The 17636-nt window shown below is 67.8% G+C and carries 18 protein-coding genes; 7 read left to right on the forward strand and 11 right to left on the reverse strand.

Features of this window, described 5'->3' with window-relative positions:
- Window positions 1-28: 28 nt before the first annotated feature.
- Complete coding sequence (locus FM069_RS11570; protein ID WP_143488464.1) at window positions 29-787, forward strand: substrate-binding periplasmic protein; 759 nt, start codon at window positions 29-31, stop codon at window positions 785-787.
- Window positions 788-886: 99 nt separating this feature from the next.
- Complete coding sequence (locus FM069_RS11575) at window positions 887-1639, forward strand: substrate-binding periplasmic protein (protein WP_143488465.1); 753 nt, start codon at window positions 887-889, stop codon at window positions 1637-1639.
- 67 nt (window positions 1640-1706) lie between these two features.
- Here FM069_RS11575 and FM069_RS11580 read toward each other — a convergent pair whose 3' ends face one another.
- The 3 genes from FM069_RS11580 to gpmI all read right to left on the reverse strand — a co-directional run bounded on the left by FM069_RS11580 (window position 1707) and on the right by gpmI (window position 6130).
- Complete coding sequence (locus FM069_RS11580; protein ID WP_143488466.1) at window positions 1707-3032, reverse strand: S41 family peptidase; 1326 nt, start codon at window positions 3030-3032, stop codon at window positions 1707-1709.
- 33 nt (window positions 3033-3065) lie between these two features.
- Complete coding sequence (locus tag FM069_RS11585) at window positions 3066-4352, reverse strand: murein hydrolase activator EnvC family protein (protein WP_143488467.1); 1287 nt, start codon at window positions 4350-4352, stop codon at window positions 3066-3068.
- Window positions 4353-4597: 245 nt separating this feature from the next.
- Window positions 4598-6130: a 2,3-bisphosphoglycerate-independent phosphoglycerate mutase gene (gene gpmI, locus FM069_RS11590; RefSeq protein ID WP_143488468.1), complete on the reverse strand. Its 1533-nt coding sequence runs from the start codon at window positions 6128-6130 to the stop codon at window positions 4598-4600.
- A gap of 237 nt (window positions 6131-6367) precedes the next feature.
- Here gpmI and FM069_RS11595 point away from each other — a divergent pair, with 237 nt between their 5' ends.
- Genes FM069_RS11595 through secB form a run of 3 tightly spaced genes read left to right on the forward strand, consistent with a single transcriptional unit; the run spans window position 6368 to window position 7542 of the window.
- Window positions 6368-6781 (forward strand): rhodanese-like domain-containing protein, encoded by a 414-nt coding sequence (locus tag FM069_RS11595; protein WP_143488469.1) that lies wholly within the window; start codon window positions 6368-6370, stop codon window positions 6779-6781.
- Window position 6782: 1 nt separating this feature from the next.
- Window positions 6783-7043: a glutaredoxin 3 gene (gene grxC, locus FM069_RS11600; protein WP_143488470.1), complete on the forward strand. Its 261-nt coding sequence runs from the start codon at window positions 6783-6785 to the stop codon at window positions 7041-7043.
- Window positions 7044-7068: 25 nt separating this feature from the next.
- Window positions 7069-7542 carry a protein-export chaperone SecB gene (gene secB, locus FM069_RS11605; RefSeq protein ID WP_143488471.1) on the forward strand — a complete coding sequence of 158 codons (474 nt, stop codon included), beginning with the start codon at window positions 7069-7071 and terminating at the stop codon, window positions 7540-7542.
- Between the two features lie 59 nt (window positions 7543-7601).
- Here secB and FM069_RS11610 read toward each other — a convergent pair whose 3' ends face one another.
- The 3 genes from FM069_RS11610 to trmL form a co-directional block, all read right to left on the reverse strand.
- Window positions 7602-7922 carry a protealysin inhibitor emfourin gene (locus FM069_RS11610; RefSeq protein ID WP_143488472.1) on the reverse strand — a complete coding sequence of 107 codons (321 nt, stop codon included), beginning with the start codon at window positions 7920-7922 and terminating at the stop codon, window positions 7602-7604.
- Window positions 7919-8965 carry a M4 family metallopeptidase gene (locus tag FM069_RS11615; protein WP_143488473.1) on the reverse strand — a complete coding sequence of 349 codons (1047 nt, stop codon included), beginning with the start codon at window positions 8963-8965 and terminating at the stop codon, window positions 7919-7921. Before FM069_RS11615 ends, FM069_RS11610 begins: the two co-directional genes overlap by 4 nt.
- Before the next feature lie 112 nt (window positions 8966-9077).
- Window positions 9078-9539 (reverse strand): tRNA (uridine(34)/cytosine(34)/5-carboxymethylaminomethyluridine(34)-2'-O)-methyltransferase TrmL, encoded by a 462-nt coding sequence (gene trmL / locus FM069_RS11620; RefSeq protein ID WP_143488474.1) that lies wholly within the window; start codon window positions 9537-9539, stop codon window positions 9078-9080.
- Between trmL and FM069_RS11625 the strand changes: the two genes are divergently transcribed.
- Window positions 9538-9981, forward strand: coding sequence for a hypothetical protein (locus tag FM069_RS11625; protein WP_143488475.1), 444 nt, complete (start codon window positions 9538-9540; stop codon window positions 9979-9981). The two genes, trmL and FM069_RS11625, sit on opposite strands and share 2 nt — an antisense overlap.
- A 262-nt stretch (window positions 9982-10243) precedes the next feature.
- On the opposite strand, the gene ntrC is transcribed toward FM069_RS11625, so the two are convergent.
- The 5 genes from ntrC to glnA form a co-directional block, all read right to left on the reverse strand.
- A complete protein-coding gene (gene ntrC / locus FM069_RS11630; protein ID WP_143488476.1) occupies window positions 10244-11680 on the reverse strand; it encodes a nitrogen regulation protein NR(I) in 1437 nt (478 codons plus the stop codon).
- A complete protein-coding gene (glnL, locus tag FM069_RS11635; RefSeq protein ID WP_143488477.1) occupies window positions 11677-12762 on the reverse strand; it encodes a nitrogen regulation protein NR(II) in 1086 nt (361 codons plus the stop codon). Before glnL ends, ntrC begins: the two co-directional genes overlap by 4 nt.
- Window positions 12763-13036: 274 nt before the next feature.
- Entirely contained in the window at window positions 13037-13648 is a 612-nt protein-coding gene (locus tag FM069_RS11640; RefSeq protein WP_143488478.1) for a DUF4124 domain-containing protein, read from the reverse strand.
- A gap of 3 nt (window positions 13649-13651) precedes the next feature.
- On the reverse strand, window positions 13652-14185 hold the full coding sequence (locus tag FM069_RS11645) for a DUF4124 domain-containing protein (RefSeq protein ID WP_143488479.1): 534 nt from the start codon (window positions 14183-14185) through the stop codon (window positions 13652-13654).
- Between the two features lie 205 nt (window positions 14186-14390).
- A complete protein-coding gene (gene glnA, locus FM069_RS11650; protein ID WP_143488480.1) occupies window positions 14391-15797 on the reverse strand; it encodes a glutamate--ammonia ligase in 1407 nt (468 codons plus the stop codon).
- A 325-nt stretch (window positions 15798-16122) separates the two neighbouring features.
- Here glnA and thiI point away from each other — a divergent pair, with 325 nt between their 5' ends.
- Window positions 16123-17577, forward strand: coding sequence for a tRNA uracil 4-sulfurtransferase ThiI (gene thiI / locus FM069_RS11660; RefSeq protein ID WP_143488482.1), 1455 nt, complete (start codon window positions 16123-16125; stop codon window positions 17575-17577).
- Window positions 17578-17636 lie beyond the last annotated feature (59 nt).

Consider the following 17636-nt stretch of genomic DNA (forward strand, 5'->3'; position numbering starts at 1 on the left):
TCCCCGTGGTGAATGGAGAAACATCGCTATGTGCAAACGCCTGCTGTCGGTTCTCTGTGGCTTCCTGATGATGCTGTCCGCCGGCGCCCGCGCCGAGGTGGACCCGAACTACACGGTCGTCTTGCTGACCGAGAATTTCCCGCCCTACAACATGTCGATCAACGGCAAGAACTTCGCCCCCGAGGACAATATCGACGGCATCGCCACCGATATCGTCAAGGAGATGTTCAAGCGCGCCGACATCAAGTACACCCTCAGCCTGCGCTTCCCCTGGGACCGCATCTACAAGCTGGCGCTGGAGAAACCCGGCTACGGCGTGTTCGTCACTGCGCGGCTGCCGGAGCGCGAGGCGCTGTTCAAGTGGGTCGGCCCCATCGGCCCGGACGACTGGGTCCTGCTGGCCAAGGGCGACAGCCCGATCCAGCCCATGAAGAGCCTGGCCGAGGCCAAGCGCTACAAGGTCGGCGCCTACAAGGGCGATGCCATCGCCGCCTCCCTGGCGGAGCAGGGCATCGAGCCCATCACCGCCCTGCGGGACCAGGAGAACGCCAAGAAGCTGGACAAGGGCCAGATCGACCTGTGGGCCACCGGCGACCCGGCCGGCCGCTACCTGGCCAAGCAGGAAGGCGTCAGCGGCCTGAAGACCGTGCTGCGCTTCAACCAGGCCGAGCTGTTCCTGGCCCTCAACAAGGACGTGCCGGACGAGGTGGTGCAGAAGCTCCAGGCCGCCCTGGACAAGATGCGCGCCGAAGGCTTCGTCGACGACATCCTGAATAACTACCTGTGACCGCGCGGCCGCCCCGGCGGCCGCGGACACTGTTGCCGCGTCGAGCGGCCCGCCCGGGCCGCCCACAATAATCACAATCCACGCTGACGGTATCCACCGATGTTCAAGACGTTCAAACGCAGTCTGTTGTGCCTGGCGCTGGTCGCCGGCGCCGCCCAGGCCGAGCTGCCGGCGGGCTACAAGATGGTCCTGCTGACCGAGAATTTCCCGCCCTTCAACATGGCCGTGGACGACAAGAACTTCGCCCGCGACGACGGCATCGACGGCATCAGCGCGGAAATCGTCCGAGAGATGTTCAAGCGCGCCAAGATCGACTACAGCCTGTCCCTGCGCTTCCCCTGGGACCGCCTGTACAAGCTGACCCAGGAAAAGCCCAACTACGGGCTGTTCTCCACCACCCGCACGCCGGAGCGGGAAGCCACCTTCAAGTGGGTAGGCCCATTGGGCAAGACCGCCTGGGTGCTGGCGGCGGCGCCCAACAGCGGCATCACCGTGAAGGACCTCAAGGACGCCGGCAAGTACAAGATCGGTGCCTACAAGAACAACGCGGTCACCCAGTCCCTGGAGAGTCAGGGCGTGCCGCTGATCATCGCCCTGCGCGACCAGGAGAACGCCAAGAAGCTGGAGCGGGGTCAGATCGACCTGTGGGCCACCGACGACCCGGCGGGGCGCTACATGGCGCGCCAGGAAGGCGTCAGCGGCCTTCGCATCGTGCTGCGGCTGAACGAGGCGGAGCTTTATCTCGCCCTGAACAAGGAGACCCCGGACGAGGTGGTCAAGCGCCTGCAGCAGGCCCTGGACCAGATGCGCGCCGAAGGCTTCATCGACGACATCACCAAGAACTACCTCTGACGCCCGGCGGCGGACGGACAGAAAAAAGCCCGGACCTGGTCCGGGCTTTTTTTCGTGCCGGCGAAACTCAGTTGCCGCCGCGGGTGACGTTCAGCCCCTTGAGCAGGCTCAGGGCCTGGCTCAGCTGGAAGTCGTCGTCCTGGGGGCGCGGCTTCTGCGGCGCCGCGGCCTTGCCGCTGGGACGGTCGGCGCCGCCGTTGCCGTTACCCAGGTGGCCGGCCAGGTCGGCTTCCTTGAAGACCTCGCCTTCCTGTTCGCGGGTCACCTTGGCGCGGCTCACCGGGACGTCCGGGACGATACCCTGGGCCTGGATGGAGCGGCCGTTGGGGGTGAAGTAGAGGGCGGTGGTGAGCTTCAGGGCGCGGTCGTTGTTCAGCGGCAGCACGGTCTGCACCGAGCCCTTGCCGAAGCTGTCGGTGCCCATGAGGATGCCGCGCTTGTGGTCCTGCAGGGCGCCGGCGACGATTTCCGCCGCCGAGGCGCTGCCGCCGTTGATCAGCACCACCAGCGGCACGCCCTCGCTGGCGTCCGCCGGGTCGGCGCTGAAGCGCAGCTCGGAGTTGGCGATGCGGCCCTTGGTGTAGACGATCAGGCCCTTGGTGAGGAAGTGGTCGGCCACCTCCACCGCGGATTGCAGCACGCCGCCCGGGTTGTTGCGCAGGTCCAGGACCAGCCCGCTCAGACGCGCGCCGTTCTCCTTGCGCAGGGCCGCCAGGGCCTTGCCGACTTCCTCGCCGGTGTTCACCTGGAACTGGGTGATGCGCAGGTAGCCGTAGCCTTTCTCCAGCAGCTGGCTGCGCACGCTCTTGACCTTGATCACCGCCCGCGCCAGTTCCACGTCGAAGGGCTTGCCGCCGTCGCGCACCAGGGTCAGACGGATCTTCGAGCCGGCCTTGCCGCGCATCTTGTCCACCGCCTCCATCATCGACAGGCCCTTGGTGGGCTGGTCGTCGATCTTCACGATCAGGTCGCCGGGCTGGATGCCGGCCTTGGACGCCGGGGTGTCGTCGATGGGCGAGACCACCTTGACGAAGCCATCCTCCAGGCCCACCTCGATGCCCAGGCCGCCGAACTCGCCGCTGGTGCTCTCCTGCAATTCCTCGAAGTCCTTGGGCTCCAGGTAGGCGGAGTGGGGGTCGAGGTTGCTCAGCATGCCCTTGATGGCGTTTTCCAGCAGGGTCTTGTCGTCCACCGGTTCGACGTAGGCGGCCTTCACCCGGTCCAGCACCTCGGCGAAGGTGCGCAGCTCGTCCAGCGGCAGCGGGCCCTGGTTCGGCGTCGGCGGGGCGTCCGGCGGCGGCGCCAGGGAGGCGGGCGGCTCTTGCGCCCAGGCGCCGCCGGCACCCAGGGTCAGGGCCAGGGCAAGCGTGGCGGGGCGAAAGAAATGCGGCATGTCGAACGACTCCTAATGAGGTAGAGGTGGCGCTTATCCCTGCGCGCGGCACCACTGCACCGGGTCGCTGGCGCGGCCCTGCTGGCGGATGGCGAAATACAAGGCGGGGGTGTCCTGTCCGCCGCTGTTGCCGACGGTGGCGATCGGCTCGCCGGCCTTCACCAGGTCGCCGGCATCCTTGAGCAGGCTCTGGTTGTGGCCGTACAGGCTGAGGTAGCCGTTGCCGTGATCGAGAATGACCAGAAGGCCAGCGCCGCGCAACCAGTCGGCGAACACCACGCGGCCACCGTGCACGGCACGTACCTGGCTGCCGGCGGAGGCACTGATCAGCACCCCGTCCCACTTGGTGCGTTCGTCGCCGCCCCGGGGGCTGCCGAAGCGCGCCAGCAGCCGGCCGTCCACCGGCCAGGGCAGCTTGCCGCGGGCACTGGCGAACGGGCCACCATAGGCGCCGCCGGCGCTGGAAACCAGCGGGCCGGGCGTGCGGGGACTCGGACGGGTCGCGGGGGCTTCCTGGCGCTGGCGGCTCGCCTCGCGCTGGCGCGCTTCCTCGGCCTGGGCCTCAGCGATCGCCCGCTTGCGGGCTTCCTCGGCTTCCCGGGCCTGGCGCGCCAGGGTCTCCTCGATGGTCTTGAGCACCTGGCCCAATTGGGCCTGCTCCTGCTCGCGGGACTTGAGCTTGCGGTCGCGGTCGGACACGTCCTTGTCCAGCTTGGCCAGGGCCTGCTGGCGCTCCTTGCGCAGCCCGGCGAGCTGCTCGTAGCGGCTGTCCAGCTCGGCCTTGCGGGCGTTCAGCTGGCCCTGCTGGGCGTCGATGTCGCGTTCCACGTTAGCCAGCTGGCGCAGGGTTTCGTTGAATGCCTTGAGCTGGTCCAGGCGCGCCTGGCCGAGGTATTCGTAATAGGTGAGGGTGCGGGCGAATTTCTCCGGCTGCTGCTGGTTCAGCACCAGCCGCAGCGGTTCCTGGCGGCCGCTCTGGTAGGCGGCGCGGGCCTGGATGGCGATCAGTCGCTGCTGTTCAACGCGCGCGTCCTGGAGTTTTTTTTTCTCCTGATCGAGGCGCTTGAGCTCGGCCTCGCCCTGGTCGAGCTCGTTCTTCAGGTCCTTGACTTGCTTCTCCAGCGTGCCCATGTCGGTCTCGGTCTTCTTCAGCTCCTTCTGCACGCCGGACTTTTCCTGCTGCAGCTGCTCCAGCAGCTTCTTCAGCTCGGTCACGTCCTTGCGCGCCTGGTCCAGTTGCTGCTGGGTTTCCACGCGCGGGTCGGCATGGGCCGGGCTCAGCAGGCAGGCGAGAAAGGCGAGGAGGAGGGCGCGGAACATGGAGGCAGGCGGCACCGGGGCAGGGGAACGACCTAGTATGCCCGCGGCGTAGGGCAAAAAGAATGCCCGCCAGCCGGCCACGGGCAGGCGGCGCGGCCGGCCCGACCGAGTGTCGTCGGCGACGCGCGCCAACGGCGTCGGCCCACAGGGCTGGCACGGGCAGGGATGGAGGCGAGGAGGGGCCATGGCGCGGGGCTCCGGTCCGGGCGCACCGGGACGTGGCCCCGGCGCGACGCGGGGCGCGGTCAGTCCAGGTGGACGATGCTGGTGCCGGTCATTTCCGGCGGCACCGGCAGGCCCATGAGGGTCAGCATGGTGGGCGCCACGTCGGCCAGCACGCCGCCCTCGCGGATGCTCAACGTGCGCTTGCCGACGTAGATGAACGGCACCGGCTCGCAGGTGTGGGCGGTATGGGCCTGGCCGGTGGACTCGTCTTCCATCTGCTCGACGTTGCCGTGGTCGGCGGTGATCAGCGCCTCGCCGCCCACCTTCTCCAGGGCGTCGACGATGCGGCCCATGCAGGTATCCAGGCACTCCACCGCCCTCACCGCGGCCTCGAACACGCCGGTGTGGCCGACCATGTCGCCATTGGCGTAGTTGACCACGATGACGTCGTAGCGCTGCTGCTCGATGGCCTCGACGATGCGGTCGGTGACTTCCGGCGCGCTCATCTCCGGCTGCATGTCGTAGGTGGCCACCTTCGGCGACGGGATCAGGATGCGTTCCTCGCCCTCGAAGGGTTCCTCGCGGCCGCCGGAGAAGAAGAAGGTCACGTGGGCGTATTTCTCGGTCTCGGCGATGCGCAGCTGGGTCTTGCCGTTGCGCGCCAGGTACTCGCCCAGCACGTTGTGCAGGCCGCTCGGGGCGAAGGCGCAGGGGGCGTCGATGCTGGCGGCGTACTGGGTCAGCATGACGAAGCCGGACAGCCGCGGCTGGCGGACGGGGAAGGCGTCGAAGCCCTGCTCGACGAAGGCGCGGGTCAGCTCCCGGGCTCGGTCGGCGCGGAAGTTCATGAACACCACGGCGTCGCCGTCCTCCACCGCGGCCGGCGCGCCGATGCGGGTGGCCTTGACGAACTCGTCGCTCTCGCCGCGGGCGTAGGCGGCCTCCAGACCGGCCACGGCGCTGTCGGCGCTGTACTCGGCCTTGGCGTCGACGATCAGCTCGTAAGCGGCCTGCACCCGGTCCCAACGGTTGTCGCGGTCCATGGCGAAGTAGCGGCCCACCAGGGAAGCGATGCGACCCTTGCCGAGGCGGGCGAAGGTGGCATCCAGCAGCTCCAGGGACGGCTGCGCGCTCTTCGGCGGGGTGTCGCGGCCGTCGAGGAACGCGTGCAGGTAGATGCGCTCGGCGCCGCGCTGGGCAGCCAGTTCGGCCATGGCGACCAGGTGGTCCTGGTGGCTGTGCACGCCGCCGTCGGAGAGCAGGCCGAGGATGTGCACCGCCTTGCCGGCGGCCACCGCCTTGTCCACCGCGCCGGTGAGCACCGGGTTCTCGAAGAACTCGCCGTCGCGGATGGCCTTGGTCACCCGGGTGAAGTCCTGGTACACCACGCGGCCCGCGCCCAGGTTCATGTGGCCCACCTCGGAGTTGCCCATCTGCCCGTCGGGCAGGCCGACGTCCATCCCCGAGCCGGAGATCACCCCGTTGGGCTGGGTGGCGCAGAGACGGTCGTAGACCGGCGTGCGGGCGGCGAGGATGGCGTTGGAGTCCGGGGTGTCGCTGTGGCCGAAGCCGTCCAGGATGATCAGTACCAGGGGTTTGGGCGTGGCGGTCATGGGGCTGTCCTGAGCTGGGTGGCGCACGGGCGCGCGGAGCCGATTCGCGCCATCCGCCGGGCCGGTGTTTCCGCGGGCGCGGACGGGTGGCCCGGGGCGGATGGCCCCGTGGAAAGCGGGGATCAGAAAGGGAGCGGCATTTTACGGTGAAGTTCCAACCGCGTCACCGCCGGGCGGTTTTGGCGGCCCGGCGGCCCTGTGTATACTGGCCGGCATTTTATCGTCCGGAATCCGTCGATGCTTCCCCACCTGATCGAATTCGCCACCCGCCACTACGTGCTCAGCGGGGCCTTCGTCGTCCTGCTGATCCTGCTGATCGTCACCGAACTGCGCCGCGGCGGGCGTACCGTCAGCAACCGCGAGCTGACCGCCCTGGTGAACGGCGAACAGGGCGTCGTGCTCGACGTGCGCAACGCCAAGGATTTCGCCAGCGGCCACATCGTCGGCGCCCTGAACATCCCCTTCGACAAGCTGGCCAGCCGCCACGCCGAACTGGAGAAATACAAGGGCAAGACCCTGGTGGTGGTGGACGCCATGGGCCAGCACGCCGGCACCGCCAGCCGCGACCTGAAGAAGGCCGGCTTCGACGCGGTGAAGCTGTCCGGCGGCATCGGTGGCTGGCGCGGCGACAACCTGCCCGTGGTGAAGTGACATGGCGCCGGTGATCGTCTACTCCAGCGCCTGGTGCCCGTACTGCATCCGCGCCAAGCAGTTGCTGACGCAGAAAGGCGTGGCCTTCGACGAGATCAGTGTCGACGGCAAGCCCGAGCTGCGCGCCGAGATGACCCGCAAGGCGGGCCGTACCTCGGTTCCGCAGATCTGGATCGGCAGCACCCACGTCGGGGGATGCGACGACCTGTTCGCCTTGGAGCGCGCCGGCACGCTGGACGCGCTGCTTAATTCAACCGTTTGAACCGCTAATGGAAGAGAATCCCGTCATGACCGAACAAGCCAACGGCGTTGCCGCCGACAACGACCAGAACCCGCAGTTTTCCCTGCAGCGCCTGTATGTGCGCGACCTGTCCTTCGAGGCGCCGAAGAGCCCGGAGATCTTCCGCCAGGAGTGGAACCCCAACGTTTCCCTGGACCTGAACACCCGTCAGCGTTCCCTGGACGGCGACTTCTACGAAGTGGTGCTGACCCTCTCGGTCACCGTGAAGAACGGCGAGGAAACCGCCTTCATCGTCGAAGTGCAGCAGGCCGGCATCTTCCTGATCAAGAACCTCGACCCGTCCTCCATGAGCCACACCCTGGGCGCGTTCTGCCCGAACATCCTGTTCCCGTATGCCCGCGAGGCCCTGGACAGCCTGGTAGTGCGCGGTTCGTTCCCGGCGCTGATGCTGTCCCCGGTGAACTTCGATGCCCTCTACGCCCAGCAGCTGGAGCGCATGCAGGCGGCTGGCGAAGCCTGATTCGCCCCGCTGATGAAAAAAGGCGCCCGAGGGCGCCTTTTTCGTGTCCGCACGGCGGATCAGCCCCGGCGTTCCTGCCACAGCTTCACCAGCCCGTCGGGGGCGCGGGCCTCCGGCACCTTGAGGTCGACGACGCTGTCGTCGTCCCGGGCCAGTTGCACCTCGATGCGGAAATAGCGCTGGTCGCCGCGCCCCGCCTGCTCGGCATCGGCCTGCTGGGCGCTGACTTCCAGCACCCGGCAGATGGCCTGGCGCTCCGCCTCGCTGCAATCCTCCAGGGCAATGGCGGCGGGCCGCATGAGGGCCGGCAGGTAGGCCATGCCGCCTTCGCGCCAGAGGCGGATGACGGCGGTCGGCCCCAGGGGCGGCAGGCGGCTCACGGCTCCACTCCGACGCTCTTCCAGGCCGACTTCAGCGCACGGAACTCGGCCCCTTCGGTGCCGTACAGGCGCCCGGCCACGTCGCCGGTGAGGGCGGCGAACGCGGCGAAGTCGGCGTCGTTGGCCAGGCGCTTGTCGCACAGGGTCTCGTACCAGATGCGCCCGGCCTTCTCCCAGGCGAAGCCGCCCAAGTCGCTGGCCAGCAGGTAGAAGGCGCGGTTGGGAATGCCCGAGTTGATGTGCACGCCGCCGTTGTCCTGGCGGGTCTCGACGAAGTCGCGCATGTGCCCCGGCTGCGGGTCCTTGCCCAGCTGCGGGTCGTCGTAGGCGCTGCCGGGTGCCTTCATGGAACGCAGGCCGACCGCCTTGACCGCGTCGGTGAACAGCCCGGCGCCGATGATCCAGTCGGCCTGATCGGCCCGCTGGCGCGTGTGGTACTGCTTGACCAGGGTGCCGAAGACGTCGGACAGCGACTCGTTCAGCGCGCCGGCCTGGTTCTGGTAGACCAGCCCGGCTTCCTGCTCGATGACCCCATGGCTCAGCTCATGGCCCACCACGTCCAGGGCGATGGTGAAGCGGTTGAACAGCTTGCCGTCACCGTCGCCGAAGACCATCTGCGCGCCGTCCCAGAAGGCGTTCTCGTAGTGCTCGCCATAGTGCACGCTGCCCACCAGCGGCAGCCCGGCCCCGTCGATGGAGTGACGGCCGAAGACTTCCCAGAAGAACGCATAGGTGGCGCCCAGGTGGTCGTAGGCATCGTCCACCGCCAGGTCGCCGCGCTGGGACTGGCCCTCGGTGCGCACCAGCGTGCCGGGCAGCTCGGTGCGGCCGCCGGCATCGTAGATGTGTCGCTCGGCGGAGCCCGGCTGCCCGGCGGCGATGGCCGGCCGGGTGCCGGGATCATGGCCGAGCAGGTCGCGGCGGTGGTCCAGGGACAGGGTATTGCTGGCGCAATGGCGCAGGTGGTCGTCGCCATGGCGCGACAGGTGGTCCAGCAGGTAGGGAGGCAACACGCCGGATCGTCGTGCGCGGTAAGTGGTCATGGGGTCGCCCTCGTGCGGATGAACGGACTCCGGCAAGGACGCCGGGACGGCTGTTTCCGTTCGACTGCGAGGCGGGGCGGGATAGCTTCCGCGGGCCGACCGGCGGCAGCGATCACACCAGGCTGAAACCGTTCTGCCGCCAGGCCTCGTAGACCGCCACCGCGACGCTGTTGGACAGGTTGAGGCTGCGGCATTCCGGGCGCATGGGCAGGCGCACGCGGCGGTCGGCCGGCAATGCGTCGCGCACCTCCGCCGGCAGGCCACGGCTTTCCGGGCCGAAAAGGAAGGCGTCGCCCGGGCGGTAGGCGACTTCATGGAACGGTTGGGAGCCCTTGGTGGTGAAGGCGAACAGACGCGGGTGGCCGAGGGCGGCCAGGCAGGCCTCCAGGTCCGGGTGGCGGCGCAGGGTGGCGTACTCGTGGTAGTCGAGGCCGGCCCGGCGCAGGCGCTTGTCGTCCAGTTCGAAACCCAGGGGCTCGATCAGGTGGAGGTGGCAGCCTGCGTTGGCGCACAGCCTGATAATGTTGCCGGTATTGGGCGGAATTTCCGGTTGGAAGAGGATGACGTGGAACATGGCTGGCTCCGAGCCCGAGGACGGGCGGCATTCTACCGCCGAAGAGGAAGACCCGCGGCCGCGCCTGTGGCTCCGGGTACTGTTTTCCCTGGCGCTGTTCGGGCTGATGCTGGGCTTGATGCTGGGTCGCCTGACGGCGCCGGAGCCTGCTCGCCTGGAGCGGGTCGAAGTTCTCCCCGACGGACTGGCCCTGCGCTTCAACGTTGAGCCAAAACTGCACGCCCAGCACCTGGATGGTGCGTTCGCTATGCTGTTCCTGGCGGCCGGCCAGGCAGCCGAAGGCCGCCTGGCGCTTGCCAGCGGGCCGGGCAACTGGCGCATTCAGCGTACGGAGCGGGGGTTGTTGTTGCATCTTGTGGCGGCCCGCCCGCTGCACGCCCAGTGGCGGGGTGCAGCGGCGGACGGCGGGTGGCGGCTGACGATCAGCGCGCGGGAGGAATAAAAGAGGGGAATCCCCGGCCTGCCTGTACCAAGGCCCCCAAAACGGTAGGTACGTTTGACAATGCAGGGCGCGTGCCAGGTTTTGTGGGGAAGGCGAGACGGCGTGAAGAACGGGCCGCCTGGCGGTGCCCCGGGCATGACTGATACCCGTTTCAGGGGACTCTTACCTAGGTCTGGGCGAATGCCCCGGGCCGACAGTGCTGAGGCTATCCCCGGCCATGAAAAAGCAGGCCGAAGCCTGCTCGTTCACCGCCCTGGATCGATCAGCTGTCTTCGCCGTCGTCCTCATCGCCGCCGGCGACCTTCATGCCCAGCTCCTTGATCTTGCGGGTCAGGGTGTTGCGACCCCAGCCCAGCAGCACGGCGGCGTCGCGGCGGCGGCCGGCGGTGTGCTTGAGGGCGGTCTCGATCATGATCCGCTCGAAGGCCGGCACGGCGATATCCAGCAGGTTGGACTGGCCGCGGCCCAGGGCCTGGTCCGCCCATTGCCGCAGCGCCTGTTCCCAGTTGGTCACCGGCGCCGAATCCTGGGGCTGGGCCAACAGTTCCGGCGGCAAGTCGCCGACGTGCACCTCGCGCCCCGAGGCCATCACGGTGATCCAGCGGCAAGTGTTCTCCAGCTGGCGCACGTTGCCCGGCCAGGGCAGGTGGCGCAGGTAGTCCTCGGTCTCGGCCTTGAGCACCTTCGGCTCCACCGCCAGCTCCAGGGCTGCCCGGGCGAGGAAGTGCCGCGCCAGGGAGGGGATGTCCTCGCGGCGGTCGGAAAGCCGCGGGATGTGGATGCGGATGACGTTCAGGCGATGGAACAGGTCCTCGCGGAACTTGCCGGCCTGCACCAGGTTTTCCAGGTTCTGGTGGGTGGCGGCGATGATCCGCACGTCCACCTTCACCGGCACGTGGCCGCCGACCCGATAGAACTCGCCGTCGGCCAGCACTCGCAGCAGGCGGGTCTGGGTGTCGGCCGGCATGTCGCCGATCTCGTCGAGGAACAGCGTGCCGCCATCGGCCTGCTCGAAGCGGCCGCGGCGCTGGTTGGCGGCGCCGGTGAAGGCGCCCTTCTCGTGGCCGAACAGCTCGGACTCCATCAGGTCCTTGGGGATCGCCGCCATGTTCAGCGCGATGAACGGCGCCACCGCCCGCGGGCTGTGGCGGTGCAGGGCGTGGGCCACCAGCTCCTTGCCGGTGCCGGACTCACCGTTGATCAGCACGGTGATGTTGGAATGGGACAGCCGGCCGATGGCGCGGAACACCTCCTGCATCGCCGGCGCCTCGCCGATGATCTCCGGCGTGCGCGCCAGCGGCGTCGGCGCTTCCAGGCCCTGCTGCTCCTGGGCGTGCTGCAGGGCGCGCTTGACCAGGGACACCGCCTCGTCCACGTCGAACGGCTTGGGCAGGTACTCGAAGGCGCCGCCCTGGTAGGAGGCCACCGCGCTGTCCAGGTCGGAATGGGCGGTCATGATGATCACCGGCAGGCGCGGGTACAGCTCGCGGATCCGCGCCAGCAGGTCGAGGCCGCTGGTGCCGGGCATGCGGATGTCGGAGATGATCGCCTCCGGCTGCTGCCGGGCCAGCCGTCCGAGCACGCCGTCGGCGCTGTCGAAACTCTGGGTGGTCAGGCCTTCCTGCTGCAGGGCCTTTTCCAGGACCCAGCGGATGGAGCGGTCGTCGTCGACGATCCAGACGGTTTCGCTTCGGCTCATGTGGCGGTGGCTCCTTGTTCGAGCGGCAGGAAGATCGAGAACACGGTGTGCCCGGGGTGGCTCTCGCACTCGATCAGGCCCTGGTGCTGACTGATGATGGTCTGGGTGATCGCCAGGCCCAGCCCGGTACCGTCCGGGCGACCGCTGACCATGGGATAGAAGAGGGTGTCCTGCAGGTCGGCCGGGATGCCTGGGCCGTTGTCGATGATTTCCATCTTCGCCACCAGGCGGTGGCGGGTGTGGCCGATGGTGAACTGGCGCAGGGTGCGCGAGCGCAGGGTGATCCGCCCCAGGCGCTGGTCCGGCTGGGAGGCCAGTGCCTGCATGGCGTTGCGCACGATGTTCAGCACCGCCTGGATCATCTGCTCGCGGTCGATCAGCACGTCGGGGATGCTCGGGTCGTAGTCGCGCACCAGCACCACGCCACCCTGGCTCTCCGCCTCCACCAGGCTGGCGACCCGCTCCAGCACCTCGTGGATGTTGGTGGGCGCCAGGGACGGCAGCTTGTTGGAGCCGAGCATGCGGTCCACCAGGTTACGCAGGCGGTCGGCTTCCTCGATGATCACGTCGGTGTAGTCCCGCAGCCCCGGTTCGGGCAGTTCCCGGGCCAGCAGCTGGGCGGCGCCGCGGATGCCCCCCAGGGGGTTCTTGATCTCGTGGGCGAGGCCGCGCACCAGCATCTTGGTGGTTTCCTGCTTGGACAGCTGGGCCTCTTCCTTGGTGATGCGCAGCAGGCGGTCGCGTGGGTGCACTTCCAGCAGCAACAGGGTGCGGTTGCGGGCGAGGATCGGTGTCACCGCGTAGTCCACCGTGAGGGTCTGGCCGGCCAGGGAGGTCAGCTGCGCCTCGCGCTTGGTGAAGGGGTGCGCCTCCTCCACCGCCTGGCGCAGGGCACAGAGGGCCTCCTGGGACTCGGTGAACAGTTCGCTGATGAACTGCCCGTGGCTGCGCTGGCCGCTCACCGCCAGGAGCATTTCCGCCGCCGGGTTCATGTACTCCAGCCGCAGTTCGGCATCCAGCAGCAGGGTCGCGGTAGTCAGGTTGTCCAGCAGCAGCCGGTGCAGGGTGTCGTCGATGGTCATGGCGACGGAAGAACCTCTTGCGGAAGGGCCGCTGCCCGCGGCGCACCGGTGCGGGGCGCGGCAGGCGATACGGAATCAGGGGCTCGGGGGCCGCGCCGCGCGCGGGCCGGCGTGTCCGGTCAGGGGAAAATGCAAGAAGCAAACCAAGCCCCGAAACGACGCGTGCCCCGCCTGCCGACGGTGCGCACCGGCACGCCTGGCCAGGCCGGTGAACCAAAATGGGGAGATTATAGGAGGGGGCGTCGGGGTGTGCGCCAAATCGGTGCGTGTCCGATCAGATGAAGGGCACGAAGGGGATGTCGGTCTGCACCGGCGGCTTTTCCTTCAGCGGGCATTCCTCGCGGACCCCGTAGTCCTCGGTCTTGCAGGGGAACATGCGTTTCTTCTGGGACAGGGACATGCGCTGCACGTGCAGGGGCTGGCTGGGGGTGCGTTCGAGGATGCGGCCCTTGGCGTCGAGGATTTCCACCGCCAGGGTGTGGGTGCCGCGGTCCAGGTTGGTCAGCGGGAACACCGGGCTGCGGCCCTCGCCGGCCGGCTTGCCGTCCAGTTGCAGGCGGAAGCTGTGGCCGGCCATCAGCCCCGGCTCGCTGGTGGCGGTGACGATCACGTCGCCGGTGCCGTTGTTCACCATGGCGTCCGGCTCCGGCACGATGATCCGCAGCAGCGAGTAGGACGGCGGCAGCACCGGCGGCGGGACCCGTTGCTGGGGTTGCGGCGCGACCGGCGACATGGCGTTGGACGGAGCCATCTCCAGGCGCTGGGCGTTGCCCGCATGGGGACGGTCGGTGAAGACCCGGTTACCGTCCTTGTCCAGGTAGGTGTAGACCTCCGCCTGCACCGGCAGGGCCAGCGCCAGCAGGGCGACCAGCAGTGCGCGTCCCATGGTTCACGGGCTCCCGTTGCGTGCGGGGCTGTTGACGCTGATGCGCTGGATGGCGACGGTGGCCGGCGCACTCTGCTGCAGCGGCTGGCCGTCCTTGCCGAGCACTTCCGCCACCAGGGTGTGTTCGCCGCGATCGGCCTCGGTGACCTGGAAGTAAGGGATGTTGGTGGGCTGGCCGTAGGGCTGGCCGTCCATCACCAGGCGCAGGCTGTGGCCCGGTTGCAGGCGCGGCTCCAGGGCCACGCTGACGGTGAAGGTGCCGTTGTTGCTGCGCAGTGCCTCGTCGGTGGGCAGGTTCACCAGCTGCAGCACGGTGTAGCGGGTCGGTGCCTCGTCCTTGGGCTTTTCCGGCGCGCTGGCAGGCTTCTGGCTTTCCACGGTGTTGGTCGGTTGCAGCTCGACGGCCTGGGTGTGCTGGCCCTCGGGCGGCTGGTTGGTGAAGACCGTGTTGCCGTTGGCGTCGGTGTACTTGTAGATCTGGGCGGCGCTGGCCGGCAGGGCCACCGCCAGCAGCAGGCCGATGATCGCGGAACGCATGGTCGCTCTCCGGGGGGAATGACAGGGGCGTATGGCGTTCAAGGGTTGCACCGGGCGGGCCGGCTGGCAAGGCCGCGTCGCCGCGGCTGTGCGCTCGCTCGAAGAAAACCCTGGCGGGCGGGGCCCACCACGAAAAAGGGCCTCCCGAAGGAGGCCCCTGCAAGGCGCCCGCATCGGCGGGCGCGCGTCCCGGAGGACGCCTGGATCAGACGCTGTAGTACAGGTCGTATTCCAGCGGGTGCACGAAGGTGCGCACCTTGATTTCTTCTTCGCTCTTGAGCTCGATGTAGGCATCGATGAAGTCGTCGCTGAAGACGCCGCCCTTGGTCAGGAACGCGCGGCCCTTGTCCAGCTCTTCCAGGGCTTCCTTCAGGCTGCCGCAGACCTGCGGGATTTCCTTGGCCTCTTCCGGCGGCAGGTCGTACAGGTTTTTGTCGGCGGCATCGCCGGGGTGGATCTTGTTCTGGATGCCGTCCAGGCCAGCCATCAGCAGCGCAGCGAAGGCCAGGTAGGGGTTGGCCGCCGGGTCCGGGAAGCGCGCTTCGATACGGCGGGCCTTCGGGCTCGACACGTAGGGAATGCGGATCGACGCGGAGCGGTTGCGGGCCGAGTAGGCCAACATCACCGGGGCTTCGAAGCCCGGGACCAGACGCTTGTAGGAGTTGGTCGACGGGTTGGTGAAACCGTTCAGCGCCTTGCCGTGCTTGATGATGCCGCCGATGAAGTACAGGGCGGTGTCGGACAGGCCGGCATAGCCGTCGCCGGCGAAGGTGTTCTTGCCATCCTTGGAGATGGAGATGTGCACGTGCATGCCCGAGCCGTTGTCGCCGTACAGGGGCTTGGGCATGAAGGTGGCGGTCTTGCCATAGGCATCGGCCACGTTGTGCACGCAGTACTTGAGGGTCTGGGTCTCGTCGGCCTTGGCCACCAGGGTGTTGAACTTCACGCCGATCTCGTTCTGGCCGGCGGTGGCCACTTCGTGGTGGTGCACTTCGACGGTCAGGCCCATTTCTTCCAGGGCGTTGCACATGGCGGTGCGGATCTCGTGGTCGTGGTCGACCGGCGGGACCGGGAAGTAGCCGCCCTTGACGCCCGGACGGTGGCCCTTGTTGCCGCCCTCGAAGTCGGCGTCGGTGTTCCAGGACGCCTGCTCGGAGAAGATCTTGAACATGGAGCCGGAGATGTCGGACTTGAACTTCACTTCGTCGAAGATGAAGAACTCGGGCTCCGGGCCGACGAACACGGTGTCGCCGATGCCGGTGGACTTGAGGTATTCCTCGGCGCGGCGGGCGATGGAGCGCGGGTCGCGGTCGTAGCCCTGCATGGTGCTGGGCTCGATGATGTCGCAGACGATGATCAGGGTCGGCTCTTCGGTGAAGGGGTCCAGGACCGCAGTGCTGTCATCGGGCAGCAGGATCATGTCGGAGGCTTCGATGCCTTTCCAGCCGGCGATGGAGGAGCCGTCGAACATCTTGCCGTGCTCGAAGAACTCTTCGTCCAGGGCGTCGCGAGCGGGCATGGTGACGTGCTGCTGCTTGCCCTTGGTGTCGGTGAAGCGCAGATCAACCCACTTCACATCGTTATCTTTGATCAGTTGAAGCGACTTCGACATGGTGTCCTCCAGGTGTATGGGGGCCGGGACAGGGCTCCCCAAAATACGGTTCTGCCACGCGGTGGTTCCGCTCGGGCTACCTGCCTCACAAGGGAGCAATATGCATGCCAGTGCCCCGAATTGGGCAGGGCCGCTCAGGATCGGGCTTCGCGGGGCGGTCCGACGCGGCTGCGCCATCCGAGTGCACCATAATAGAACGTGACCTGACGCACACGCCCCATTTCGGCGCGACGGTCTGATTTGCAATGCGTTTGGTCAAACCTTGAACAATTCCGCTATAATCCGCGCCCCTGTTTTTCGGTCGTTCCCGCATCGCGGCGTTTTCATGAAACTCATCGTCAAAGTCTTCCCGGAAATCACCGTCAAGAGCCGCCCGGTCCGCAAGCAGTTCATTCGGCAATTGTCGAAGAACATCCGCAGCGTGCTGCGCGATCTGGACCCCGCGCTGCAGGTCAGCGGCGTCTGGGACAACCTCGACGTGGAGACCGCCTGCAGCGAGCCGAAGGTGCTCGCCGAGATGATCGAGCGGCTGCGTTGCATGCCCGGCATCGTGCATTTCCTCGAGGTGCACGAGTACCCGCTGGGCGACTTCGACGACATCCTCGACAAGTGCCGGCTGCACTACGGCGACCGCCTGCCCGGGAAGGTCTTCTCGGTGCGCTGCAAGCGCGGCGGCAAGCATGCTTTCACCTCCATGGACGTCGAGCGCTACGTGGGCAGCCGGCTGCGCCAGCAGTGCGGCGCCGCCGGGGTGTCGCTGAACGCTCCGGAGGTGGAGGTGCGCATGGAGATCCGCGACCAGCGGCTGTTCATCGTTCACCGTCAGCACGACAGCATCGGCGGCTACCCGCTGGGCTCCCTGGAGCAGACCCTGGTACTGATGTCCGGCGGCTTCGACTCCACCGTCGCCGCCTACCAGATCATGCGCCGCGGCATGCTCACCCACTTCTGCTTCTTCAACCTGGGCGGCCGTGCCCACGAGCTGGGGGTGATGGAAGTCGCCCACTACCTCTGGCAGAAATTCGGCCGCTCGCACCGGGTGCTGTTCATCAGCGTGCCGTTCGAGGAAGTGCTGGGGGAAATCCTCGGCAAGGTGGACAACAGCCAGATGGGCGTGGTGCTCAAGCGCATGATGCTGCGCGCCGCCACCCGCATCGCCGAGCGCCTGCAGATCGACGCCTTGGTGACCGGCGAGGCCATCTCCCAGGTCTCCAGCCAGACCCTGCCGAACCTCACGGTGATCGACGCCGCCACCGACATGCTGGTGCTGCGGCCCCTGGTGGCCAGCCACAAGCAGGACATCATCGACACCGCCTACGCCATCGGCACCGCCGAGTTCGCCAAGCACATGCCGGAGTACTGCGGCGTGATCTCGGTGAACCCCACCACCCGCGCCAAGCGCGGCCGCATCGAGCACGAGGAGAGCCAGTTCGACATGGCGGTGCTCGACCGGGCCGTGGAGCGGGCGCGGCAGATGGCGGTGGACCGGGTAATCGATGAACTCGGCCGCGAGGTGCAGGTCGAGGAAGTGGGCGAGGCGCTGCCCGGGCACATCGTGCTGGACATCCGTCACCCCGACGACAGCGAGGAGCTGCCCCTGGCCCTGGACGGCGTGGAGGTGCGGTCGCTGCCGTTCTACGCCATCAACAGCCGCTTCAAGGACCTGGACGAGAGCCGCCAGTACCTCCTGTACTGCGAGAAGGGCGTCATGAGCCGGCTGCACGCCCACCACCTGCTCAGCGAGGGCCATGCGAATGTTCGCGTCTATCGCCCGCATTAAGCGCGCCGGGCTGCTGGGCGGCAGCATCCGCCATCGCCCTCCCGACCGGCCCTGAGCCT

This window comes from Pseudomonas mangiferae, assembly GCF_007109405.1.
Taxonomy (GTDB): Bacteria; Pseudomonadota; Gammaproteobacteria; order Pseudomonadales; family Pseudomonadaceae; genus Pseudomonas_T; species Pseudomonas_T mangiferae.

Excerpts from the sequence above, each read along its gene's own strand:
- FM069_RS11570 (WP_143488464.1), top strand. The coding sequence starts at position 29 with ATGTGCAAACGCCTGCTGTCGGTTCTCTGTGGCTTCCTGATGATGCTG.
- FM069_RS11575 (WP_143488465.1), top strand. The coding sequence starts at position 887 with ATGTTCAAGACGTTCAAACGCAGTCTGTTGTGCCTGGCGCTGGTCGCC.
- FM069_RS11580 (WP_143488466.1), bottom strand. The coding sequence starts at position 3,032 with ATGCCGCATTTCTTTCGCCCCGCCACGCTTGCCCTGGCCCTGACCCTG.
- FM069_RS11585 (WP_143488467.1), bottom strand. The coding sequence starts at position 4,352 with ATGTTCCGCGCCCTCCTCCTCGCCTTTCTCGCCTGCCTGCTGAGCCCG.
- gpmI (WP_143488468.1), bottom strand. The coding sequence starts at position 6,130 with ATGACCGCCACGCCCAAACCCCTGGTACTGATCATCCTGGACGGCTTC.
- FM069_RS11595 (WP_143488469.1), top strand. The coding sequence starts at position 6,368 with ATGCTTCCCCACCTGATCGAATTCGCCACCCGCCACTACGTGCTCAGC.
- grxC (WP_143488470.1), top strand. The coding sequence starts at position 6,783 with ATGGCGCCGGTGATCGTCTACTCCAGCGCCTGGTGCCCGTACTGCATC.
- secB (WP_143488471.1), top strand. The coding sequence starts at position 7,069 with ATGACCGAACAAGCCAACGGCGTTGCCGCCGACAACGACCAGAACCCG.
- FM069_RS11615 (WP_143488473.1), bottom strand. The coding sequence starts at position 8,965 with ATGACCACTTACCGCGCACGACGATCCGGCGTGTTGCCTCCCTACCTG.
- FM069_RS11625 (WP_143488475.1), top strand. The coding sequence starts at position 9,538 with ATGGCTGGCTCCGAGCCCGAGGACGGGCGGCATTCTACCGCCGAAGAG.
- trmL (WP_143488474.1), bottom strand. The coding sequence starts at position 9,539 with ATGTTCCACGTCATCCTCTTCCAACCGGAAATTCCGCCCAATACCGGC.
- ntrC (WP_143488476.1), bottom strand. The coding sequence starts at position 11,680 with ATGAGCCGAAGCGAAACCGTCTGGATCGTCGACGACGACCGCTCCATC.
- glnL (WP_143488477.1), bottom strand. The coding sequence starts at position 12,762 with ATGACCATCGACGACACCCTGCACCGGCTGCTGCTGGACAACCTGACT.
- FM069_RS11640 (WP_143488478.1), bottom strand. The coding sequence starts at position 13,648 with ATGGGACGCGCACTGCTGGTCGCCCTGCTGGCGCTGGCCCTGCCGGTG.
- FM069_RS11645 (WP_143488479.1), bottom strand. The coding sequence starts at position 14,185 with ATGCGTTCCGCGATCATCGGCCTGCTGCTGGCGGTGGCCCTGCCGGCC.
- glnA (WP_143488480.1), bottom strand. The coding sequence starts at position 15,797 with ATGTCGAAGTCGCTTCAACTGATCAAAGATAACGATGTGAAGTGGGTT.
- thiI (WP_143488482.1), top strand. The coding sequence starts at position 16,123 with ATGAAACTCATCGTCAAAGTCTTCCCGGAAATCACCGTCAAGAGCCGC.